The sequence below is a fragment of the Mesorhizobium sp. M0991 genome (assembly GCF_040318915.1).
Taxonomy (GTDB): domain Bacteria; phylum Pseudomonadota; class Alphaproteobacteria; order Rhizobiales; family Rhizobiaceae; genus Mesorhizobium.
On record NZ_JAMYNE010000054.1, the window covers coordinates 1 to 22,049 of the forward strand.

Consider the following 22,049-nt stretch of genomic DNA (forward strand, 5'->3'; position numbering starts at 1 on the left):
CGCCAAAATACTTGGTGATCGCCGCCGTCAGCGACGTCTTGCCATGGTCGACGTGACCAATCGTGCCAATGTTCACATGAGGCTTTGTGCGCTCGAATTTACCTTTTGCCATGTGATCTCTCCATTCCTGCCAGCCCGTGCGGGCCTTGAATTAAGTTACTGGTGCAACTCGTTTCGAGTTACGCGTATTTCTTCTGGACTTCCTGGGCGACCGCGGTCGGGACCGGTTCGTAATGGTCGAACTGCATCGTGTAGGCCGCGCGGCCCTGGCTCATCGAGCGAAGGTTGTCCACGTATTTGAACATGTTGGCGAGCGGCACCATCGCGTTGATCACCACCGCGACGCCACGGGCTTCCTGGCCCTGGATCTGGCCGCGACGGCCGTTCAGGTCGCCGATAACGCTGCCGACGTAATCTTCCGGCGTCACCACTTCGACCTTCATGATCGGCTCGAGCAACTGCACGCCAAGCTTGGGGGCTGCTTCACGGAAGCAGGCGCGGCCGGCGATTTCGAAGGCCAGAACCGACGAGTCCACGTCGTGGTAGGCGCCATCGATCAGCGTCGCCTTGACGCCGATCATCGGGAAGCCGGCGAACGGGCCCGAGGTCATGACGCTGTTGATGCCCTTTTCGACGCCGGGGATGTATTCCTTCGGCACAGCGCCGCCGACGATCTTGGTTTCGAACTCGAATTCGCTGCTTTCCGGATTCGGCTCGAACAGGATCTTGACGCGGGCGAACTGGCCGGTACCGCCGGTCTGCTTCTTGTGCGTGTAATCCTGCTCGTGCTTGCGGGTGATCGTCTCGCGATAGGCCACCTGCGGCGCGCCGACATTGGCCTCGACCTTGAACTCGCGGCGCATGCGGTCGACGATGATGTCGAGGTGAAGTTCGCCCATGCCGGAGATGATCGTCTGGCCGCTTTCCTCGTCGGTCTTGACGCGGAAGGACGGATCCTCGGCGGCCAGGCGGTGAAGGGCGAGGCCCATCTTTTCCTGGTCGTTCTTGGTCTTCGGCTCGATGGCGATCTGGATAACCGGATCGGGGAATTCCATGCGCTCGAGGATGACCGGATGCAGCGGATCACTGAGCGTGTCGCCGGTGGTGGTGTCCTTGAGACCAGCGAGGGCGACGATGTCGCCGGCAAAAGCCTCTTCGACGTCGGCGCGCGAATTAGCATGCATCTGCAACATGCGGCCGATGCGCTCTTTCTTGCCCTTCACGGTGTTGTCGACCGAGATGCCCTTGGTGAGCTTGCCCGAATAGATGCGGGCAAAGGTGAGCGAACCGACGAACGGGTCGTTCATGATCTTGAAGGCAAGCATCGACAGCGGCTCGTTGTCGTCGGCATGACGCTCGATCTCGGCGTCGGTCTTGGCGTCGACGCCCTTGATGGCCGGGACATCGGCCGGCGACGGCAGATATTCGACGACGGCGTCGAGCAGCGGCTGCACGCCCTTGTTCTTGAAGGCCGAGCCGCAGAACATCGGATAGAACTTCACCGCGATCGTGCCCTTGCGGATGAGCGCACGGATCTCGTCGTTGCTCGGCATCTTGCCTTCGAGGTAATTCTCGAGCGCCGTCTCGTCCATTTCGACGGCGGCCTCGATCATCTTCTCGCGGTATTCTTCGGCACGGGCCTTGAGGTCGGCAGGGATCTCGACGATGTCCCAGGCTGCGCCCAGCGTCTCGTCGCGCCAGACCAGCGCGTTCATCTCGACGAGGTCGACGACACCCTTGAACTCGGTCTCGGCGCCGATCGGCAGCTGCATGACGACGGCATGCGCACCGAGGCGCGAACCGATCATCTCGACCGAGCGGTAAAAGTCGGCGCCGATCTTGTCCATCTTGTTGCAGAAGATCATGCGCGGCACGCGATACTTGTCGGCCTGGCGCCAGACGGTCTCCGTCTGCGGCTCGACACCGGCATTGGCATCGAGCAGCGCGATGGCGCCGTCGAGCACGCGCAGCGAACGCTCGACCTCGATGGTGAAGTCGACGTGGCCGGGGGTGTCGATGATGTTGAAGCGATACATCTTGCCGTCGCGACCCTTCCAGAAGGTCGTGGTGGCGGCCGACGTGATGGTGATGCCGCGCTCCTGCTCCTGCTCCATCCAATCCATGGTCGCAGCGCCGTCGTGGACTTCGCCGATCTTGTGCGACTTGCCCGTGTAATAGAGGACGCGCTCGGTGGTCGTCGTCTTGCCGGCGTCGATATGCGCCATGATACCGAAATTGCGGTAGTCTTCGATTTTATATTCGCGGGCCATGGGAGGTGCCTCTTCAGTCTCGTTCGCGCTTTACCAGCGGTAGTGCGCGAAAGCGCGGTTGGCTTCTGCCATCTTGTGGGTGTCTTCACGCTTCTTGACGGCGGTGCCGCGGTTGTTGGCCGCGTCCATCAGCTCGCCGGAGAGGCGGTCGACCATGGTGGTCTCGTTGCGGTTGCGGGCGGCGGCTATCAGCCAGCGGATGGCCAATGCCTGACGGCGCTCGGGGCGCACGTCGACCGGAACCTGGTAGGTGGCGCCGCCGACGCGGCGCGAACGCACTTCCACATGCGGCGCTACATTGTCGAGCGCCTGATGGAAGACGGTGACCGGCTCCTGCTTGGTCTTGGACTGGACCTGGTCGAGCGCGCCGTAGACGATGGTCTCGGCAACCGACTTCTTGCCGTCATACATGACGGCGTTCATGAACTTGGTGACGATCAGATCGCCGAACTTCGGGTCCGGATTGATCTCACGCTTTTCTGCACTGTGACGACGGGACATTTTTTCTCTGCCTCAATTCTACGCGGTGGCCTGGATCCCGGATCGTCGCTTGACGCCGCCCGGAACGACCTCGGCTACGCTTCGGTCACTTCGGACGCTTGGCGCCGTATTTCGAACGGCGCTGCTTGCGGTTCTTCACGCCTTGCGTGTCGAGCACGCCGCGGATGATGTGGTAACGGACGCCCGGAAGATCCTTGACGCGACCGCCGCGGATCATCACCACCGAGTGCTCCTGAAGGTTGTGGCCTTCGCCGGGGATGTAACCGATCACTTCAAAACCATTGGTCAGGCGGATCTTGGCCACCTTGCGCAGCGCCGAGTTCGGCTTCTTCGGCGTCGTGGTGTAGACGCGCGTGCAGACGCCCCGCTTCTGCGGGTTCTGCTGCATGGCCGGGACCTTGTTGCGCTTCACCGGCGCAATGCGCGGCTTGCGGATCAGCTGGTTGACGGTAGGCATTAAACCCTCTTGTCTCTCAATTCCGTGTCTTGCCCGGTCAGGGCCGCTCAAAGCGTCATTTCCATACGCAATTCGGGCCACAAACCGCGCCTCGCGGTCTTGCCCGAACAAATGGCAGAGGAAGCGGAAGCCGCTTCATGCACGCCGGAAATGTCTTTTCGCTCGTAAAACGAACCCTGTTTGAGGCAAACTCCAAAGCGTGTCGCTTCGGAAGCAAGAGCCTCACATCGGTTCTGACTGGGCGGCTTCTACTCGTATGGTCACCGTCCGTCAACCCCGGAGCGGCAAATATTGCGCTGAACCCGAGGCTTGGCAGCCATGCGAAAAACGCATGTAATTTTCTTGCGGCGTTTTTCAAGAGGAAGGCAGAATGTGACCGGCTTGCGGCTGTTTCCGGGCCGTACTTCGTGCGAAAAGGCGGCATGAATAGCCAAAACCCCCTCGCCCGGAGGTACGAACCCGTGAATGACAATGAGGAGCGCCCAGTCACCATTATTGCCGGCCGGGTGTGGAAGCGCAAAGGCGGCAAGCCGGAAGGCGTGCATGTGATGCTGGTCGCGCCGGACGACGATTCGGCGGTGCGCCGCGCTCTCGAATCGCTTGCCGCGGAAGGTTATGCCGAGGCCGAGCTCGATCAGATCGGCGACCTGGACGGCGTGCCCGACGAGGAGCCGCATCTGTCCGCATATCAGGGCGCGCTCGAGGGCGAAGTGTCGATCGTAACGTTCGATGTGCCTATCTGAAGAGATCTGAATCGCGGTCGATCTCACGAGCCGGCGACAAAAGCCCGGCGACTTGCCCGGCACAAGTTCTCTGCTAAGAAGCGACCTCTGGCAAAACCAAGCACACTCAACCTGCGGAGCTCCCATGTCCTCTAATCCCATCAAGCTCGGCATCGTCGGTGTGGGGAAGATCGTCCGCGACCAGCACCTGCCGGCCTTGGCGAAGGACCAGGATTATCGCCTGGTCGCCGCAGCGAGCCGCCACGGCAAAGTCGAAGACATCCCGAATTTTCCGACGATCGAAGCGATGCTCGACGCGATGCCGGAGCTCGAGGCGGTGTCGCTGTGCATGCCGCCGCAGTTTCGCTATGACGCCGCACGCACGGCGCTGGTGGCGAAAAAGCATGTCTTCCTGGAAAAGCCGCCCGGCGCCACGGTCAGCGAGGTCGAAGACCTGAAGGCGCTGGCGGCAGCGAACGGCGTCTGCCTGTTCGCCAGCTGGCATTCACGCTATGCGCCGGCTGTCGAAGCTGCGCGTACATTCCTCGGCTCGACCACGATCAGGTCGGTCGCCATCAACTGGAAGGAAGACGTGCGCCGCTGGCATCCGAATCAGGAATGGATCTGGGCTCCCGGCGGCTTTGGCGTGTTCGATCCCGGCATCAACGCGCTGTCGATCGCCACCCACATCCTGCCGCCGATGTTCATCAGTTCGGCAGTGCTCGATTTCCCCGAAAACCGCGCAGCCCCGATCGCCGCCCATATCGCCTTCCGCACTTTGAACGGTCTGCCGGTGACGATGGAACTCGACTGGCGCCAGACCGGCCCGCAAAGCTGGGACATTCTGGCCGATACCGAGGCCGGATCGATGGTACTTTCTGGCGGCGGCTCAAAGCTGGCTGTCGATGGCCGCGTCGTTCACGAGGAGCCGGAAGCAGAGTACCCGATGCTCTACAAGCGATTCGCCGAGATCGTGCGCGCCGGCACCTCCGACGTCGACCTCGCGCCACTGCAGCACGTCGCCGATGCCTTCATGTTGGGCAAGCGCAATATGGTCGATGCGTTTTTCGATTGACACTGACGCCGGTAGGGCGACCTTGAAAGTTCCGGATCATCTTGGCTTGCGGTCCGGGAATTCTCCCGGACGAGGCGCAGAAGCAACGGGAGCCGTCCGGTGTCCTTGTTCAAGTTCGCTCATGACATCTTGAACCACCACCTCGAGATCGGCCTGCCCCCAGCCAAGCTCGGTGATTTCTCCATATCGCATGAAATTTGAACGGTCGAACCCGCCTTCAATGTCATTGTACGAAATCACGCTCCGGCCGATCAAACCTACGACCCAGATGCGATGATCACTCCCAGCAGGAGAGTGATGCAGCCATTCTTCTGGATCGATCTTGATCAGCTCCCAAAGTCTTCGCTGCCCAAAGCTCATGCGATCTCGGCCAGCGTTGATCAATTCCCAGATGGTTGCCTCGTTCAATTGACCATTCCTTCAAAAGCCCGCCGCCGGTAGCAGCTTCAGTCGACGATCGCTATTGCAAAGCCGTCATAGCCCTTGGCGCCAACAGTCTGGATCGCGGTGCCTTCCAGACGCTTGTCGCTGCCGATGAACGAGAACGCCGCGCGTGCCCCTTCGACATTGGCGTCGCGGCCATCTTCATTCACCACCGCGCCGTCACGGATGACATTGTCGCAGACGATGACGGTCCCCGGCCTCGAAAGACGCATCGCCCAGGACAGATAGTGCGGGTTGTTCGGCTTGTCGGCGTCGATGAAGATGAAGTCGAACGGCCCGGCATTCTCGGCGCCTAACGCCTCAAGCGATTGAAGCGCCGGTCCGACCCGCAGTTCCACCCGGTCCGACACCCCTGCACGTTCAAAATTCGACCGCGCGACGCTGGCGTGGTGCGGATCAAGCTCGAGCGTCACGACCTTGCCGTCCACGGGCAACGCTCGCGCCATCCAGATTGTCGAGTAGCCGCCCAACGTGCCGATTTCGAGTACCTTCTTCGCTCCCTGCATTCGCGCAAGAAGTGACAGCAGCTTGCCCTGTGCCGGCGAAACGTCGATCGGCGGCAGGCCCTGATCATGGTTGGCCGCCAGAACGGCATCGAGGGCAGCATCCGCCTCGAAAAGAGCCTCGACAATATAGTCGTCGACAGAAGCCCAGGTCTTCCTGCTCATCGTTTTCTTCTCCGATCCGATTGGGAGAGCCAAAATGCGAAAAGGGGCCACTTGGGCCCCTTTTCTATCTTCATCTTTCTTGCGCGCTTACTGTGCGGCGGAAGCCATGTCGGTCAGCATCGGCTCGGCGACCTCGACGCCGGACGCCTTGCGGCGCTCGTCGATGATCAACTCGTCGCGCGAGGTGGCGATGCGCCGGATCTGGCTCATCGTACCGCCGGTACCGGCCGGGATCAGCCGGCCGACGATGACGTTTTCCTTCAGCCCCTGCAGCATGTCGGTCTTGCCGGCAACCGCAGCTTCGGTCAGCACCCTCGTCGTCTCCTGGAAGGAGGCGGCCGAGATGAAGGACGGCGTCTGCAGCGAGGCTTTGGTGATGCCAAGCAGCACCGGCTGGCCTTCGGCCGGCTTCTTGCCTTCCTCGACCAGGCGCTCATTGACCTCTTCCAGCTCGATCACGTCGACGTGGTCGCCCGGAATGTAGGTCGAATCGCCCTGCGTGGTGATCTCGACCTTCTGCAGCATCTGGCGAACGATCACCTCGATGTGCTTGTCGTTGATCGACACGCCCTGCAGGCGGTAGACCTCCTGGATTTCGTTGACGAGGTAGGAGGCAAGCGCCTCCACGCCCTTGATCGCCAGGATGTCGTGCGGCGCCGGATTGCCGTCGAGGATATAGTCGCCCTTCTCGATGACGTCGCCGTCCTGGAGATGGAACGGCTTGCCCTTCGGGATCAGGTATTCGACCGGCTCAAGCGTCGAGTCATGCGGCTCGATGATGATACGGCGCTTGTTCTTGTAGTCGCGGCCGAAGCGGATCGTGCCATCGATCTCGGCGATGATAGCGTGATCCTTCGGACGGCGTGCCTCGAACAGTTCGGCCACACGCGGCAGACCGCCGGTGATGTCCTTGGTCTTGGCGCTTTCCATCGGAATACGCGCCAGCACGTCGCCGGGGCGAACCTGTGCGCCCGGCTCGACCGAAAGAATGGCCTCGACCGAGAGCAGGAAGCGGGCGTCGCCGCCCTTCGACAGCTTGCCGACCTTGCCCTTGGCATCCTGGACGACGATCGCCGGCTTGAGGTCGTTGCCGCGTGGCGTCGAACGCCAGTCGATGACCTCGCGCTTGGTGATGCCGGTCGATTCGTCGGCGGTTTCCTGAACGGAAATGCCATCGACCAGATCCTCGAATGCCACCCTGCCCTCGATTTCGGTGAGGATCGGGCGGGTATAAGGATCCCACTCGGCGATACGCTGGCCGCGCTTCACCTTGTCGCCATCGTCGACGAAGATGCGCGAACCGTAGGTGACGCGGTGCGTGGCGCGTTCCTTGCCGGCTTCGTCGAGGATCAGCACCGCCATGTTGCGGCCCATGACCATCAGCTGGCCGTCGGAGTTGCGCACCACGTTGCGGTTGCGGATCTCGACCTTGCCCTCGTACGAGGCTTCAAGGAACGAGGAATCCACCACCTGCGCCGTGCCGCCCATGTGGAAGGTACGCATGGTGAGCTGGGTGCCCGGCTCGCCGATCGACTGCGCCGCGATGACGCCGACAGCCTCGCCCTGGTTGACGGGCGTGCCGCGGGCCAGATCGCGTCCGTAGCAGACCGCGCAGACGCCGACCCTGACCTCGCAGGTCAGCGCCGAACGGATGCGGACCGACTGCACGCCGGCCTTTTCGATCTGTTCCACGTCACGCTCGTCCATCAGCGTTCCGGCCTTGACCAGAACCTCGCCGGTGACCGGGTGGGTGATGTCGTCGAGCGAGGTGCGGCCGAGAACGCGCTGGCCAACCGAGGCGACGACCTGACCGGCATCGACGATCGGCTGCATGGTGAGGCCCTTGTCGGTGCCGCAGTCGAGTGAGTTGACGATGCAGTCCTGCGCCACGTCGACGAGACGACGCGTCAGGTAACCCGAGTTCGCCGTCTTCAAGGCGGTGTCGGCCAGACCCTTGCGGGCGCCGTGGGTCGAGTTGAAGTACTCGAGCACGGTGAGGCCTTCCTTGAAGTTCGAGATGATCGGCGTCTCGATGATTTCACCGCTAGGCTTGGCCATCAGGCCGCGCATGCCGGCGAGCTGGCGCATCTGGGTGGGCGAGCCGCGCGCACCGGAGTGCGACATCATGTAGATCGAGTTCATCGGCTTCTGACGGCCGTTGTCCTCGAACTCGACCGCCTTGATGCGGGCCATCATTTCGTCGGCGACCTTTTCCGAGCACTTAGCCCAGGCGTCGACGACCTTGTTGTACTTCTCGCCCTGCGTGATCAGGCCGTCATTGTACTGCTGCTCGTACTCCTTGGCCAAAGCCTCGGTGTCGGACACCAGCTTGATCTTGGCGTCCGGGATCAGCATGTCGTCCTTGCCGAACGAAATGCCGGCACGGCAGGCGTGGCTGAAGCCGAGAGCCATGATGCGATCGCAGAAAATGACCGTCTCCTTCTGACCGCAATGGCGGTAGACGGTGTCAATCATCTTGGAGATGTTCTTCTTGGTCATCTCCTGGTTGGCGGTCTCGTAGGGCACGTTGTGGTTCTTCGGCAGAAGCTCGCCAATAATCATGCGGCCAGGCGTGGTGTCGTAGATCTTCGACACGACCTTGCCGTCGGCGTCGACCGTGCGGAAGCGTCCCTTGATCTTGGCGTGCAGCGTCACCGCCTTGGTCTCCAGCGCGTGCTGGAGCTCGCCCATGTCGGCAAACACCATGCCCTCGCCCGGCTCGTTCTGGTTGACGATCGAGAGATAGTAGAGACCGAGAACCATGTCCTGCGACGGCACGATGATCGGCGCGCCGGAAGCCGGGTGCAGGATGTTGTTGGTCGACATCATCAGCACGCGGGCTTCGAGCTGCGCTTCCAGCGACAGCGGCACGTGGACCGCCATCTGGTCGCCGTCGAAGTCGGCGTTGAAGGCCGTGCAGACCAGCGGGTGAAGCTGGATCGCCTTGCCTTCGATCAGGATCGGCTCGAACGCCTGGATACCGAGGCGGTGCAGCGTCGGTGCGCGGTTCAAAAGCACCGGATGCTCGCGGATGACCTCGTCGAGGATATCCCAGACCTCCGGACGCTCCTTCTCGACCAGCTTCTTCGCCTGCTTGACGGTCGAGGAGTAGCCCTTGGCGTCGAGACGGGCGTAGATGAAGGGCTTGAACAGTTCGAGCGCCATCTTCTTCGGCAGGCCGCACTGGTGCAGCTTGAGCTCCGGACCGGTGACGATGACCGAGCGGCCGGAATAGTCGACGCGCTTGCCGAGCAGGTTCTGACGGAACCGGCCCTGCTTGCCCTTCAGCATGTCGGACAGCGACTTCAGCGGACGCTTGTTGGCGCCGGTGATGACGCGGCCGCGACGGCCGTTGTCGAACAGCGCATCGACGGCTTCCTGCAGCATGCGCTTTTCATTACGCACGATGATGCCGGGCGCGCGCAGCTCGATCAGCCGCTTCAAGCGGTTGTTACGGTTGATGACGCGGCGATAGAGGTCGTTCAGATCCGACGTGGCGAAACGGCCGCCGTCCAGCGGGACAAGCGGACGCAGGTCCGGCGGGATCACCGGAACCACCTTCATGATCATCCATTCCGGACGGTTGCCGGATTCCATGAAGTTCTCGACGACCTTGAGCCGCTTCAGGTACTTCTTCTGCTTGAGCTCGGAGGTGGTCGAAGCCAGCTCCGAACGCAAATCGCCGGCGATCTTCTCGAGGTCCATGCCGGCCAGAAGGTCGTGGATCGCCTCGGCGCCGATCATGGCGGTGAACGAATCCTCGCCATACTCGTCGACGGCCATCATGTACTCTTCCTCGCTGAGCAGCTGGTGCTCCTTCAGCGCGGTGAGGCCGGGTTCGGTGACGATGTAGTTCTCGAAGTAGAGAACCCGCTCGATGTCCTTCAGCGTCATGTCGAGCAGCGTGCCGATGCGCGACGGCAGCGACTTCAGGAACCAGATGTGGGCGACCGGTGCTGCCAGCTCGATATGGCCCATGCGCTCGCGGCGGACGCGCGACAGCGTGACTTCGACGCCGCACTTCTCGCAGATGACGCCCTTGTACTTCATGCGCTTGTACTTGCCGCACAGGCACTCATAGTCCTTGATCGGACCAAAAATGCGCGCGCAGAACAGGCCGTCACGCTCCGGCTTGAAGGTGCGGTAGTTGATGGTCTCCGGCTTCTTGATCTCGCCGAACGACCAGGACAGAATCTTCTCAGGGCTGGCAAGCGAGATCCGGATGGAATCGAACACCTGCGCGGGCGCCTGGGGGTTGAAGAGATTCATGACCTCTTGGTTCATGCCGTTCTCCTTTTCGGGGTCCTCGAAAACCCCTTGCATCTAGCGCGGGCCAAACGCCCGCCGACTTGATCGGCCATCGGCCGAAGAATTTGGGTGCGCCCCGGTCGCGAGAGCCCTCTCCCGCGACCGAGCGTCTTGCTTATTCGGCCGCGTCGGGCAGCCGGATCGGGTTGTCGTCGAGCTTGGTGTTCTCCAGCTCGACATTGAGGCCGAGAGACCGCATTTCCTTGACGAGAACGTTGAAGCTCTCGGGGATGCCGGCCTCGAAGGTGTCGTCGCCTCTGACGATCGCCTCGTAGACCTTGGTGCGGCCGGCGACGTCGTCCGACTTCACCGTCAGCATCTCCTGCAGCGTGTAGGCGGCGCCGTACGCTTCGAGCGCCCAGACCTCCATCTCGCCGAAGCGCTGGCCACCGAACTGCGCCTTGCCGCCCAGCGGCTGCTGGGTAACGAGCGAGTACGGACCGATCGAACGCGCGTGGATCTTGTCGTCCACAAGGTGGTGAAGCTTGAGCATATATATGTAGCCCATCGTCACTTTGCGATCGAACGGTTCGCCGGTGCGTCCGTCATAGAGCTGCGACTGACCGCTGGTATGCAGGCCCGCCTGCTCCAGCATGATGTTGATGTCGGCCTCGTGCGCGCCGTCGAACACCGGTGTCGCGATTGAGACGCCGCGGCGCATCTGCTCGCTGAGGCGAACGATGCTCTCGTCGTCGTATTCGCGGACCGGCTCGTTGCGGTCGTTGGCCGGCATGAAGCTCTCGAGCGTCTTGCGCAGCGGCTTGATGTCGCCCGCCGTCTTGTACGCGTCGATCAGATCGCCGATCTTCCTGCCCATTCCGGCGCAGGCCCAGCCCAGATGCGTTTCCAGGATCTGGCCGACATTCATGCGCGACGGCACACCCAGCGGGTTGAGCACGATATCGGCATGCGTGCCGTCCTCGAGGAAAGGCATGTCCTCGACCGGAACGATCCGCGACACGACACCCTTGTTGCCGTGCCGGCCGGCCATCTTGTCGCCGGGCTGCATCTTGCGCTTCACGGCCACGAAGACCTTGACCATCTTCATGACGCCCGGAGGCATTTCGTCGCCGCGCTGCACCTTCTCGACCTTGTCCATGAAGCGCTGCTCGAGCGCCTTCTTGGAATCGTCGTACTGGCCACGCAGGGCTTCCAGTTCGCTCTGGAGCTTTTCGTTCTCCACGGCAAACTGCCACCACTGCGAACGCGGATACTCGTCGAGCGTGTCCTTCGACAGCTTCGAGCCCTTCTTGAAGCCCTTCGGCCCGGCAATCGCTTCCTTGCCGACGAGAACGTCGGAAAGACGCGAATAGACGTTGCGGTCCAGGATCGCCTGCTCGTCGTCGCGGTCCTTGGCGAGGCGTTCGATCTCCTCACGCTCGATCGCCATGGCGCGCTCGTCCTTCTCGACGCCGTGGCGGTTGAAGACACGCACTTCGACGACGGTGCCGAAGGTTCCCGGAGGCATGCGCATCGAGGTGTCGCGCACGTCCGAGGCCTTTTCACCGAAGATGGCGCGCAGCAGCTTTTCTTCCGGCGTCATCGGGCTTTCGCCCTTCGGCGTGATCTTGCCGACCAGGATGTCGCCCGGCTGCACTTCCGCACCGATGTAGACGATGCCGGCCTCATCGAGGTTCTTCAGCGCTTCTTCCGAGACGTTCGGGATGTCGCGCGTGATCTCCTCCGGGCCGAGCTTGGTGTCGCGGGCCATGACTTCGAACTCCTCGATGTGGATCGAGGTGAAGACGTCGTCGGCGACGATGCGCTCGGACAAGAGGATGGAATCCTCGTAGTTGTAGCCGTTCCACGGCATGAACGCGACCAGCACGTTGCGGCCGAGGGCCAGATCGCCGAGCTCGGTCGACGGGCCGTCGGCAATGATGTCGCCCTTGTTGACCCGGTCGCCCATGCGCACCAGCGGACGCTGGTTGATGCAGGTGTTCTGGTTCGAACGCTGGAACTTCATCAGCCGGTAGATGTCGACGCCGGACTTGCCGGGATCGAGATCTTCCGTGGCGCGGATGACGATACGCGTCGCGTCCACCTGGTCGACGATGCCGCCGCGGCGGGCGCCGATGGCGGCGCCCGAGTCACGGGCGACGATCGGCTCCATGCCGGTGCCGACGAACGGCGCTTCGGCGCGCACCAGCGGCACGGCCTGACGCTGCATGTTCGAGCCCATCAGCGCACGGTTGGCGTCGTCGTTCTCGAGGAACGGGATCAGGGCCGCGGCCACCGACACCATCTGCTTCGGCGACACGTCCATCAGATCGACGTTTTCGCGCGGCGCCATCATCACTTCGCCGGCGTTACGGCAAATGACGAATTCGTCGACGAAATGACCATTCTTGTCGAGCTCGGCATTGGCCTGCGCGACGTGGTGCTTGGCCTCTTCCATTGCCGAGAGGTAAACGACCTCATTGGTCAGCTTGCCGTTGACGATCTTGCGGTACGGGCTCTCGATGAAGCCGTATTTGTTGACGCGCGCGAAGGTCGCAAGCGAGTTGATCAGGCCGATATTCGGGCCTTCCGGCGTCTCGATCGGGCAGATGCGGCCGTAATGCGTCGGGTGCACGTCGCGCACTTCGAAACCGGCACGCTCGCGGGTCAGACCGCCCGGTCCAAGCGCCGAAAGACGGCGCTTGTGGGTGATCTCCGACAACGGGTTGGTCTGATCCATGAACTGCGACAGCTGCGAGGAACCGAAGAACTCGCGCACGGCGGCGGCTGCCGGCTTGGCGTTGATCAGGTCCTGCGGCATCACCGTGTCGATCTCGATCGAGGACATGCGTTCCTTGATCGCGCGCTCCATACGCAGCAGGCCGACGCGGTATTGGTTCTCCATCAGCTCGCCAACCGAGCGCACGCGGCGATTGCCGAGATTGTCGATATCGTCGATTTCGCCCTTGCCGTCGCGCAGTTCGACCAGCGTCTTGACCACGGCCAGGATGTCGTCCTTGCGCAGCACACGCACGGTATCCTCGGCCTTGAGCTCGAGGCGCATGTTCATCTTGACGCGGCCGACGGCCGACAGATCATAGCGCTCGCTGTCGAAGAACAGCGAGTTGAACATGGCTTCGGCGGTTTCGAGCGTCGGCGGCTCGCCGGGGCGCATCACGCGGTAGATATCGAACAATGCGTCCTGGCGGCTCTCGTTCTTGTCGACGTTGAGCGTGTTGCGGATATACGCGCCGACATTGACGTGGTCGATGTCGAGGACCTTGATCTCGTCCTCGCCGGTGCCGAGCAGCACTTTCAGCGTCTTTTCGTCGATCTCGTCGCCGGCTTCGAGGAAGATCTCGCCGGTCGCGTAGTTGACGATATCCTCGGCAAGATAGTTGCCGAGCAGATCCTCGTCGGTCGCCTTGATCGCCTTGAGACCCTTCTCGCCAAGCGCCCTGGCCTGGCGGGCGGTGATCTTCTTGCCGGCCTCGACGACGACTTCGCCGGTGTCGGCATCGACCAGGTCACCAACGGCCTTGAGGCCGCGGAAACGCTCGACGTTGAACGGGATGCGCCAGTGGTCGCCGGCGCGCTTGTAGATGATCTTGTTGTAGAAGGTCGACAGGATCTCTTCGCCGTCCATGCCGAGCGCCATCAGCAGCGACGTCACCGGAATCTTGCGGCGGCGATCGATGCGGGCATGCACGACGTCCTTGCTATCGAACTCGATGTCGAGCCACGAACCGCGATAGGGAATGACCCGCGCGGCAAACAGAAGCTTGCCGGACGAGTGCGACTTGCCCTTGTCATGGTCGAAGAAGACGCCTGGCGAACGGTGCATCTGCGAGACGATGACGCGCTCGGTGCCGTTGACGATGAAGGTGCCGTTCAACGTCATGAGCGGCATGTCGCCCATGTAGACGTCCTGCTCCTTGATGTCCTTGATCGACTTCGCGCCGGTATCCTCGTCGATATCGAACACGATGAGGCGCAGCGTCACCTTGAGCGGCGCCGCATAGGTCAGGTCGCGCTGACGGCATTCGTCAACGTCGAATTTCGGTCCCTCGAACTCATATTTCACGAATTCCAGCATCGAGGAGCCGGAAAAATCTGAAATCGGGAAGACCGACTTGAAAACTGCCTGCAGCCCCTCGTCAGGACGCCCACCCTTGGGCTCCTCCACCATCAGGAACTGGTCATAGGATGCCTTCTGAACCTCGATCAGGTTCGGCATCTCCGCAACTTCCGGGATCTTTCCGAAAAACTTGCGTACGCGTCTGCGGCCATTGAAAGTCTGGGTCTGGGCCATCGTCGCTCCTTAGCTCAATTCTCGGGACGAACCTCGCCGCGGCTCGCCTTGCATCTCGGGCCACCTTGGTGGCCCTGTCTTGTTGCCCGCCGCCTGTCGGCGGCTTCTTGTCTCTTCACCCGCCGCCAATTGGCGGTGGGCCAGAAACGGGAGAAAACCCGTTTCCTGAAGGCCGGTTTGCGGCCCTCAGGAAAGAGGTTTTCGCACTCTTCGCGTTACGCAGCCTCCCTTCGACGCGAAAGGAGTGGCGGACGGCGCGCCGCCGTCCGCCGGGACTCAACGCGTAATTCAGTTCAACCTTGGCGCCGGCTGCTTCCAGCTGGGCCTTGAACTTGTCCGCGTCGGCCTTGGAAACGGCTTCCTTGACCGGCTTCGGAGCCGCCTCGACCAGGTCCTTGGCTTCCTTGAGGCCAAGACCGGTGATGGCGCGAACTTCCTTGATGACGTTGATCTTCTGAGCGCCTGCCTCGGTGAGGACGACGTCGAATTCCGTCTTTTCCTCGACCGGAGCCGCAGCAGCCGCAGCACCGCCGGCAGCGGCAACCGCCACCGGAGCAGCGGCGGAAACGCCCCACTTTTCTTCAAGAAGTTTCGACAGCTCGGCCGCCTCGAGGACGGTCAGCTTCGAAAGGTCGTCTACGATCTTTGCCAGATCAGCCATTGCAATGTTCCTTCATAAGGTTCGAACGTGTGTTTGTGATAGCGAGGAACGGCCTCATGCCGCCTCGTCCTTCCGGGCGTAAGCGCCGATGACGCGCGCGACCGAAGCCGCAGGCGCATTGACGATCTGGGCGATCCGGGTTGCCGGCGTGGCGATCATGCCAACCAGTCTGGCGCGCAGCTCATCGAGCGACGGAAGTGTGGCGAGTGCCTTCACACCGTCGGCATTGAGCGAGGTGGTGCCCATTGCGCCGCCGAGAATGACGAGCTTGTCATTTCCCTTGGCGAAATCGGACGCGACCTTCGGCGCCGCAATCGGATCCTCCGAATAGGCGATCAGCGTCTGTCCCTTGAACAGCTCGATGATCGATGCGGAGTCCGTGCCCTGAAGAGCGATTTTGGCGAGACGGTTCTTCGCGACTTTGACGGTGCCACCGGCGGCGCGCATTTTCGACCGAAGGTCGTTCATTTGCGCGACGGTGATACCGGCGTAGTGGGCCACGACGACTGAACCAGCGCTTGAAAACGCATCATTCAGGCCCGTGACGAGTTCGCGTTTTTCCGCTCTGTCCACTGCCTATCTCCAGTTGACCCCTGCCCTCTACGAAGGACAGGCGTCGGGTTGCCTTTTGCCGGCCGGGCCATCCAGTAACGGATCTCCCGAACGACGCTCGAGGATCCTGCCCCCTTTCGCCACACCTGCCGGCAAGCCGGACGGTGCGCAGACAAAAGGCAAACACGGTTCGAACCTTTCATTGGAGCTTGTGGCTCCTTTGTCCGGTCTTCACCCGTCTCATGCAGGCCCACATGAATTAAGGCCCACATCACCTAAGGCTTGGGGGCCGCCTGCAATCTCGGACAGGATGTCCGGAAGCCTTTCGACTTCCGGCACCGGGCCGCCGACATGTCGGAGGCCCGGAATTCTTTCACGGATCAGCGTTTTAGCGGCCGATCCAATTGTTCGTATCAGGACGCTGCGAGCGTCGAGACGTCGAGCTTGAGGCCCGGGCCCATCGTCGAGGTGACCGACACCTTCTTGACGTAGTTGCCCTTGGCACCAGCCGGCTTTGCCCTGGTCACCGCATCAGCGAAGGCGCGGACGTTTTCTTCCAGAGCCTTGACGTCGAACGAGACCTTGCCAACGCCGGCATGAACGATGCCGGCCTTCTCGACGCGGAACTCGACGGCGCCGCCCTTCGATGCCTTGACGGCGGCGGTAACGTCGGTGGTGACGGTGCCGACCTTCGGGTTCGGCATCATGCCGCGCGGACCGAGCACCTTGCCGAGACGGCCGACCAGCGGCATCATGTCCGGCGTGGCGATGCAGCGGTCGAAGTCGATCGTGCCCTTCTGGACGATGTCGACCAGATCCTCGGCTCCGACGATGTCGGCGCCGGCGGCCTTGGCCTCCTCGGCCTTGTCACCACGCGCGAAGACGGCGACGCGAACGCTGCGGCCGGTGCCGTTCGGCAGGTTGACCACGCCGCGGACCATCTGGTCGGCATGGCGGGGGTCGACGCCCAGGTTCATCGCGACTTCGATCGTCTCGTCGAACTTCACCGAGGAGCGATCCTTGAGCAGCTTCAGCGCCTCACCCAAAGCGTAAGCCTTGTTGGGATCGATGCCTTCGCGGGTCTTCGATACACGCTTTGCAATCTTTGCCATGATCTCAGCCCACCACTTCCAGACCCATCGAGCGGGCGGAGCCCTCGACCATGCGCATGGCCGCCTCGACGTCGTTTGCGTTCAGATCCTTCATCTTCTGCTCGGCGATGGCGCGCACCTTGTCGCGGCCGATCGTGCCGGCCTTGACCTTGCCCGGCTCCTTCGAGCCCGACTTCAGGTTCGCGGCCTTCTTCAGGAAGTAGCTCACCGGCGGCGTCTTCATGACGAAGGTGAACGACTTGTCCTGGTAGTAGGTGATGACGACCGGAACCGGCGAGCCCTTTTCCATTTCCTGGGTCTGCGCGTTGAACGCCTTGCAGAACTCCATGATGTTGATGCCACGCTGACCAAGCGCCGGGCCGATCGGGGGCGACGGCGTGGCCGATCCCGCGGAAACCTGGAGCTTGAGCTGGCCTGCAATCTTCTTAGCCATCTCTCTTCCTGCCTTTTCTCATGCCGGTCTTGCCGGCGGTTGCAGTCTGGTGGTGCGGTCCGCGCGGCCGGCTAAAGCCGCATTCGCCTCCCACCCATTTTTTGGCCGCGCGATCTCCGCGCCGCCTTCCCTGCCGCCGAAACCGGTGCAGGGATTTCGGATCAGCCCTTCTCGACCTGTCCGAATTCCAGATCGACTGGCACAGCGCGCCCGAAGATCGAAACTTCCACCTTGAGCCGCGCCCGCTCCTCGTCCACTTCCTGGACGAAACCGTTGAAGGACGCGAATGGTCCATCCGAAACGCGGATCGCTTCGCCGATCTCGAACGTCACCGACGGCTTCGGCCGCTCGACGCCTTCCTGAACCTGGTTCAGGATACGCTGGGCCTCGGCTTCGGTGATCGGCACCGGCTTGGAGTCGCCCAGGAAACCGGTGACCTTCGGCGTGTTCTTGACGAGCGAGAACACGGCGTCGGTCAGATTGGCCTTCAGCAGCACATAGCCCGGAAAGAACTTGCGCTCGGCATCGACCTTGCGGCCGCGGCGGATCTCGACGACCTTCTCGGTCGGCACCACGATCTGCTCGATGTCGGCGGACAGGCCCTTCTGCTTGGCCTTGTTCTCGATGTCCTCGGCGACCTTCTTTTCAAAGTTCGAGTAGGCGTGGACGATGTACCACCGCGCGGTCATTTCAAGACTTCTCCGTAATCGCCGGACTTACTGTCCGAGGCCGAGGATTTTTTCGACCGCAAAGCCCATGGCCACGTCTGCGGTAAAGAAAAAGATCATCGCGATGACCGCGAACACAAGGACCATCACCGTCGAGATCATCGTTTCGCGCCGCGACGGCCAAGTGACCTTGGCGGTCTCCGCGCGAACCTGCTGGAGAAAGGTGAAGGGATTTGTGGTTTTCGAAGCCATATGCCGCTCTGTCTGCAAGACCCGTTGGCCGGGTCTCCTGGATGATCCCGCTGGCCGGGACGTGCCGCTTGAGCGTGCGTTCGCGCCGAATCAGCGCAATCATTTCGCCCATGCAAATCAGACGCGTAAAGCCGGCTTCCCAGCTCCACGCGTCGCGTGTCTGTTTCGTCTACATAAAACCGATTCTTGATCCACGCAAGTGGCAAGTGTCCGCTTTATGGCCAAACGCCGCCTCGGAACCATCCAGTCGTCCCGTCCCGGCTATGCGGCCCTTATGCCGCGACTTATGCTATATGGCAAGTCACAAGCCGATTTTCAAAGGCTGCACTGCAAAAAAATCGTTTTAGGCATCCATTCAAAGAATGGCACGGGCAGCAGGGCTCGAACCTACGACCTGCGGTTTTGGAGACCGCCGCTCTACCAACTGAGCTATGCCCGTATGCGCATGTCGGCGCAGCAGGCGCTTCCTAAAAGCTTCCGCGCGCTCTGTAAAGAGCGACGTGCGCTGCCCGGCCTTCATCTTCGAAAGTCCAGGCGTCCTCCCGGCCATTTCCCGTCGATCCGTCGATTGCTGACGATCAAGCCGACCCAGGGACGCGTTATTCGTGGGTCGGTCAGATTGATATATTTTCCCACCAACCCTTTAGCACCCTCGCGCCGCGCATCGATGAGCCCCTTGCGCACGCCACCATGCCAATCGAACAGCAGGTAAACTCTCTCTCCCGCCGCCTTCACCTCGCCCCGGCCAGACTTCCATTTATCCTTGCTATCGCCTGGAATCGTGGGGTCGGCACCGCCGTTCCATCGGCTGGACCAGCTGCCTTCGATGGTGTCGTTGCGGTCGCTGTCGCTTTCGGTGCCCCAGGCTGCGGCATTTTCATCGCTTGCAGTTCCCTCCAGTTTCACGCCGGCGGCGAACGCCGACACCTCCTCGTCGTTGGGAGTGGGGACATCCATGACGCCGAACGGGTTTCGGGTTCCGCGGTTGCCGTCAGAATTTTCTTTGCTTTCCGATCCCATCGCAAACCTCCGGTTTTCAAGGCGGCGCTGCCAGTCGACGACGGCCTCAAGCCGTAGCCTGGAGGACCGAAGCCTGCATAGCCACCCGTTTTCCTGGGTTTTCGACCGATTCGCGCCCGGTCAGTTTCCCGAAGGCGGCTTGTAGGGGCCGCCCGGCACCCCCCAACCCCAGGCCGGCATTGGTTCCGTCTCGGGGTCGCAGGTCGGGCCCTTGTTGGAGTTCATCTTGGCCAGCCGCGATCCCCATTCGACATAGGCCATGAAGGCCGAGCGGAATTCAGGATCGTCAGGCAACCCGATCTCGTCGGCGGCGTCGGCGAGAAGATTGATCCAGCGCTGGCGCTGCTCCTCGGTCAGATGCTTGCCGAGATGATGCATCACCATCTCGCGATGGCCGCCGTGCTTTTCGCTGTAGGTTTTCGGTCCACCAAAAACTTCGCCGATGAAGGCCGCGACGTGAGCGGGATGATCCGGCGACATATGTTTGAACACCGGCCCGACGATGGGGTCCCGGGAGACGTTGTCGTAGAAGGTCTGGGTCAGACGGTTCAGCGCTTCGGTGCCGCCGGCCCATTCGAACAATGTTGGGACATCCTGGCTCATTCGCGATCCCTCCCGCTGGTCTTCAACCGCGCTGGACGATAGCGGAAATATCGAGCGCCACTCAACCTGCCTCGATGGCCAGTCGGCCGCGGCTATCATGCCTGTCTTACGATTTTACCGGCCTATGATTTCACGGGCGTGCTGGCCTGAGCCTTGGCGCCCGAGGCTTCGCGGCAGTTCTCCGGCCGTGGCTCCGATCTGCAGATGCCGGGGCCTGTCAATTCGTCTGCCGATTGATGCCCGGTTGTCAGCCCGTATTTCAGCATCCTGTCGAGTTCGAGCTGCCGTTCGACTGAATACAGCTGAATTGCGGTAAACAGACCGGGGCCGATGGCCATGTCCTCGAGATAGGCCTTGACCTTTTGCTCCTGCCCTACCGAATGCACGCTCAATTGCGCACGCGGGCCGACCAGGCGTTTGACACCGCCGGCGAGCATGATCGGACAGGCCGAGCCGCAACCGCCGCCGGCATCGACCGTGAGCCCGTTGTAGACGCCGTCTTCGGCCGTGCAGTCGGCCTGCCGCGGCTCGCAGCCAATGAAATCCGTCCGCGCCACGGCGACGTCGAGCTTGCGTTCGCGGATCAGCCTTCCGGCCGCCAAAGCACCGAGCACGTCGCCACCCGGCGAGTTGATGACGATGGGCAGGCGCCGGTCGCCGACGCTATCAAGCAGTTGGCGCAATTTTTCGGGCGTGTCAGCGGTAATTGCGCCTTCGGCCGAGATCCATTCCGGGCAGTTGGGATTGCACAGCGGGTTGCTGCCGCGGACGAGGACGAAGCGCATGTCAGCGACCTCCTTCGCCGGCGGGGTTTCGAGCCCTAAAGGTGCAGGCTCGGCGCTCGCCACCACTTGGCCGGCCGGCTTCGCAATATTCGCCGGCGCCGGCACTTCCCTGCAACTCGACGGCAACGGATCGGATCTGCATAGCGTTGGCGCGATCAGCAAGTCGACGGCATCCAGGCTGGTGACGAGATTCATTTGCAGCATGTCGTAGGGAACCAGTTGCTGGATGCTGCTGGCCGGCGTGCTTTTCATGGTCTCGAGCACGCCCAGGCCGACGCCCATCTCCTTCAGATAGGCCGCCAGCTTCCGCTCCAGCGGCTTATTCATCTCGTAGGTCTTGTAGCTGCCGGCGTTCTTCCGGCTGACGACCCTGGTGCTGAGTATCTTCTTCTTGCCTTTCACCATGCGGTAGGTGGTGCGGTACAGCAATTTCGTCCGGATATAGGTCGTGGTGATCTGATGGACGCCGAGAAAGGCCCGTTCCCCGACCACGCGCCGGATGCCACCGGAAAACATCAATGGACAGGCGGAATTGCAGATGGCGCCGTTGGCATAGGCATTGCCGAAATAACGGGCGCCCTTGCCGTCGTTCTCCTTGCAGTTCTTCACATCTGGCAGACAGCCGACGAAGCGGGTTTTGCCGACGGCGATATCGAGCTTGTTCTTGCGGATCAGGCGACCAAGTGTCAGCGCCGCTTCGACATTGCCGCCGGGGGAATCGACGACGATCGGCAGCTTTCGGCCGCCAAGCGCCTTCAGCGTGCGTTTGAACAGGGCCGGCGTGCCGGCTTCTATCGAGCCTTCCGCCGATATCCATTCCGGGCAGGTCGGCTCGCAGCCCGGCGCGCTGCTGCGGACGACGACGAACCGCATCGTCGGGCCGAGATCCGGCGTGGATTTTTCCGACGTGGATTTCTTTGCATTCGCTGCGAAGGCAGCGTGGCCCATGACAAGCAACGACACCAGGCAGATCAGCCCTAGCGACCACCATGCCTGACTATGCAAACGGCGCCATGGAACCATTCGGGCAGCCCCCTCGATGCAACCTATACTAGTTATGGCTGAGGCGCTTGCAACAGGATTTGAAGCAATGCGGTTAATCCATTGCCAGAATATCAGAATCGAAAAGGGCGGCCCGAAGACCGCCCCTTTGCATCCGATCTCAACCGGCAGCGCCGGCGATTACTCTTTGATGGTGACGACGATGCCGGCACCGACGGTGCGGCCGCCTTCACGGATGGCGAAGCGCAGCTTCTCTTCCATGGC

General features: G+C 61.9%; 19 protein-coding genes, 1 tRNA gene and 1 pseudogene. 2 read left to right on the forward strand and 19 right to left on the reverse strand.

Features of this window, described 5'->3' with window-relative positions:
* The 4 genes from NKH70_RS33570 to rpsL all read right to left on the reverse strand — a co-directional run.
* A partial coding sequence (locus tag NKH70_RS33570; protein WP_156465080.1) for a GTP-binding protein occupies positions 1–112 on the reverse strand: 112 nt, incomplete at its 3' end.
* Positions 113–179: 67 nt separating this feature from the next.
* Complete coding sequence (gene fusA / locus NKH70_RS33575) at positions 180–2,270, reverse strand: elongation factor G (protein ID WP_254817148.1); 2,091 nt, start codon at positions 2,268–2,270, stop codon at positions 180–182.
* A 30-nt stretch (positions 2,271–2,300) separates the two neighbouring features.
* Positions 2,301–2,771 (reverse strand): 30S ribosomal protein S7, encoded by a 471-nt coding sequence (gene rpsG, locus NKH70_RS33580; RefSeq protein WP_008875664.1) that lies wholly within the window; start codon positions 2,769–2,771, stop codon positions 2,301–2,303.
* An 85-nt stretch (positions 2,772–2,856) separates the two neighbouring features.
* Complete coding sequence (rpsL, locus tag NKH70_RS33585; protein WP_006333356.1) at positions 2,857–3,228, reverse strand: 30S ribosomal protein S12; 372 nt, start codon at positions 3,226–3,228, stop codon at positions 2,857–2,859.
* A 461-nt stretch (positions 3,229–3,689) separates the two neighbouring features.
* Between rpsL and NKH70_RS33590 the strand changes: the two genes are divergently transcribed.
* Both NKH70_RS33590 and NKH70_RS33595 read left to right on the forward strand, forming a co-directional pair.
* Complete coding sequence (locus tag NKH70_RS33590) at positions 3,690–3,971, forward strand: transcriptional regulator (protein WP_353027312.1); 282 nt, start codon at positions 3,690–3,692, stop codon at positions 3,969–3,971.
* Between the two features lie 124 nt (positions 3,972–4,095).
* Positions 4,096–5,025, forward strand: coding sequence for a Gfo/Idh/MocA family protein (locus tag NKH70_RS33595; RefSeq protein WP_352722010.1), 930 nt, complete (start codon positions 4,096–4,098; stop codon positions 5,023–5,025).
* Positions 5,026–5,061: 36 nt separating this feature from the next.
* On the opposite strand, the gene NKH70_RS33600 is transcribed toward NKH70_RS33595, so the two are convergent.
* From NKH70_RS33600 to NKH70_RS33670, 15 genes and pseudogenes are all read right to left on the reverse strand, one after another.
* Positions 5,062–5,433, reverse strand: a complete 372-nt coding sequence (locus NKH70_RS33600; protein ID WP_352722009.1) for a hypothetical protein — start codon at positions 5,431–5,433, stop codon at positions 5,062–5,064.
* A 38-nt stretch (positions 5,434–5,471) separates the two neighbouring features.
* Complete coding sequence (locus tag NKH70_RS33605; protein ID WP_352722008.1) at positions 5,472–6,137, reverse strand: O-methyltransferase; 666 nt, start codon at positions 6,135–6,137, stop codon at positions 5,472–5,474.
* Positions 6,138–6,224: 87 nt separating this feature from the next.
* Positions 6,225–10,421, reverse strand: coding sequence for a DNA-directed RNA polymerase subunit beta' (rpoC, locus tag NKH70_RS33610; RefSeq protein WP_353027310.1), 4,197 nt, complete (start codon positions 10,419–10,421; stop codon positions 6,225–6,227).
* A gap of 139 nt (positions 10,422–10,560) precedes the next feature.
* The gene (gene rpoB / locus NKH70_RS33615) at positions 10,561–14,697 is read right to left on the reverse strand and encodes a DNA-directed RNA polymerase subunit beta (RefSeq protein ID WP_292662592.1); all 4,137 of its coding nucleotides are present in this window, start codon (positions 14,695–14,697) and stop codon (positions 10,561–10,563) included.
* A gap of 289 nt (positions 14,698–14,986) precedes the next feature.
* Positions 14,987–15,358: pseudogene (gene rplL, locus NKH70_RS33620) on the reverse strand (50S ribosomal protein L7/L12); the annotation flags it as partial.
* A gap of 54 nt (positions 15,359–15,412) precedes the next feature.
* On the reverse strand, positions 15,413–15,931 hold the full coding sequence (gene rplJ, locus NKH70_RS33625) for a 50S ribosomal protein L10 (protein ID WP_008875657.1): 519 nt from the start codon (positions 15,929–15,931) through the stop codon (positions 15,413–15,415).
* Between the two features lie 392 nt (positions 15,932–16,323).
* Positions 16,324–17,022, reverse strand: coding sequence for a 50S ribosomal protein L1 (gene rplA, locus NKH70_RS33630; RefSeq protein ID WP_023680441.1), 699 nt, complete (start codon positions 17,020–17,022; stop codon positions 16,324–16,326).
* Positions 17,023–17,026: 4 nt separating this feature from the next.
* Positions 17,027–17,455: a 50S ribosomal protein L11 gene (rplK, locus tag NKH70_RS33635; protein ID WP_023680440.1), complete on the reverse strand. Its 429-nt coding sequence runs from the start codon at positions 17,453–17,455 to the stop codon at positions 17,027–17,029.
* A gap of 161 nt (positions 17,456–17,616) precedes the next feature.
* Positions 17,617–18,144: a transcription termination/antitermination protein NusG gene (nusG, locus tag NKH70_RS33640; RefSeq protein ID WP_006333333.1), complete on the reverse strand. Its 528-nt coding sequence runs from the start codon at positions 18,142–18,144 to the stop codon at positions 17,617–17,619.
* Between the two features lie 27 nt (positions 18,145–18,171).
* Positions 18,172–18,375: a preprotein translocase subunit SecE gene (gene secE / locus NKH70_RS33645; protein ID WP_023680439.1), complete on the reverse strand. Its 204-nt coding sequence runs from the start codon at positions 18,373–18,375 to the stop codon at positions 18,172–18,174.
* 363 nt (positions 18,376–18,738) lie between these two features.
* Positions 18,739–18,814, reverse strand: a tRNA-Trp gene (locus NKH70_RS33650).
* 77 nt (positions 18,815–18,891) lie between these two features.
* The gene (locus NKH70_RS33655) at positions 18,892–19,395 is read right to left on the reverse strand and encodes a hypothetical protein (protein WP_353027311.1); all 504 of its coding nucleotides are present in this window, start codon (positions 19,393–19,395) and stop codon (positions 18,892–18,894) included.
* A gap of 120 nt (positions 19,396–19,515) precedes the next feature.
* The gene (locus tag NKH70_RS33660) at positions 19,516–19,998 is read right to left on the reverse strand and encodes a group II truncated hemoglobin (protein WP_352722171.1); all 483 of its coding nucleotides are present in this window, start codon (positions 19,996–19,998) and stop codon (positions 19,516–19,518) included.
* Between the two features lie 122 nt (positions 19,999–20,120).
* The gene (locus tag NKH70_RS33665) at positions 20,121–21,806 is read right to left on the reverse strand and encodes a COG3904 family protein (protein WP_352722169.1); all 1,686 of its coding nucleotides are present in this window, start codon (positions 21,804–21,806) and stop codon (positions 20,121–20,123) included.
* A gap of 159 nt (positions 21,807–21,965) precedes the next feature.
* Positions 21,966–22,049, reverse strand: an 84-nt coding sequence (locus tag NKH70_RS33670) for an EF-Tu C-terminal domain-related protein (protein ID WP_455749504.1), incomplete at its 5' end; no start/stop codon positions are given.

Bases quoted from the DNA above. Each gene is read 5' to 3' on its own strand.
- NKH70_RS33660 (WP_352722171.1), bottom strand. From the start codon at position 19,998: ATGAGCCAGGATGTCCCAACATTGTTCGAATGGGCCGGCGGCACCGAA.
- rpsL (WP_006333356.1), bottom strand. From the start codon at position 3,228: ATGCCTACCGTCAACCAGCTGATCCGCAAGCCGCGCATTGCGCCGGTG.
- rpoC (WP_353027310.1), bottom strand. From the start codon at position 10,421: ATGAACCAAGAGGTCATGAATCTCTTCAACCCCCAGGCGCCCGCGCAG.
- nusG (WP_006333333.1), bottom strand. From the start codon at position 18,144: ATGACCGCGCGGTGGTACATCGTCCACGCCTACTCGAACTTTGAAAAG.
- rpoB (WP_292662592.1), bottom strand. From the start codon at position 14,697: ATGGCCCAGACCCAGACTTTCAATGGCCGCAGACGCGTACGCAAGTTT.
- NKH70_RS33605 (WP_352722008.1), bottom strand. From the start codon at position 6,137: ATGAGCAGGAAGACCTGGGCTTCTGTCGACGACTATATTGTCGAGGCT.
- NKH70_RS33595 (WP_352722010.1), top strand. From the start codon at position 4,096: ATGTCCTCTAATCCCATCAAGCTCGGCATCGTCGGTGTGGGGAAGATC.
- fusA (WP_254817148.1), bottom strand. From the start codon at position 2,270: ATGGCCCGCGAATATAAAATCGAAGACTACCGCAATTTCGGTATCATG.
- NKH70_RS33665 (WP_352722169.1), bottom strand. From the start codon at position 21,806: ATGGTTCCATGGCGCCGTTTGCATAGTCAGGCATGGTGGTCGCTAGGG.
- rplK (WP_023680440.1), bottom strand. From the start codon at position 17,455: ATGGCTAAGAAGATTGCAGGCCAGCTCAAGCTCCAGGTTTCCGCGGGA.
- rpsG (WP_008875664.1), bottom strand. From the start codon at position 2,771: ATGTCCCGTCGTCACAGTGCAGAAAAGCGTGAGATCAATCCGGACCCG.
- secE (WP_023680439.1), bottom strand. From the start codon at position 18,375: ATGGCTTCGAAAACCACAAATCCCTTCACCTTTCTCCAGCAGGTTCGC.
- rplA (WP_023680441.1), bottom strand. From the start codon at position 17,022: ATGGCAAAGATTGCAAAGCGTGTATCGAAGACCCGCGAAGGCATCGAT.
- NKH70_RS33655 (WP_353027311.1), bottom strand. From the start codon at position 19,395: ATGGGATCGGAAAGCAAAGAAAATTCTGACGGCAACCGCGGAACCCGA.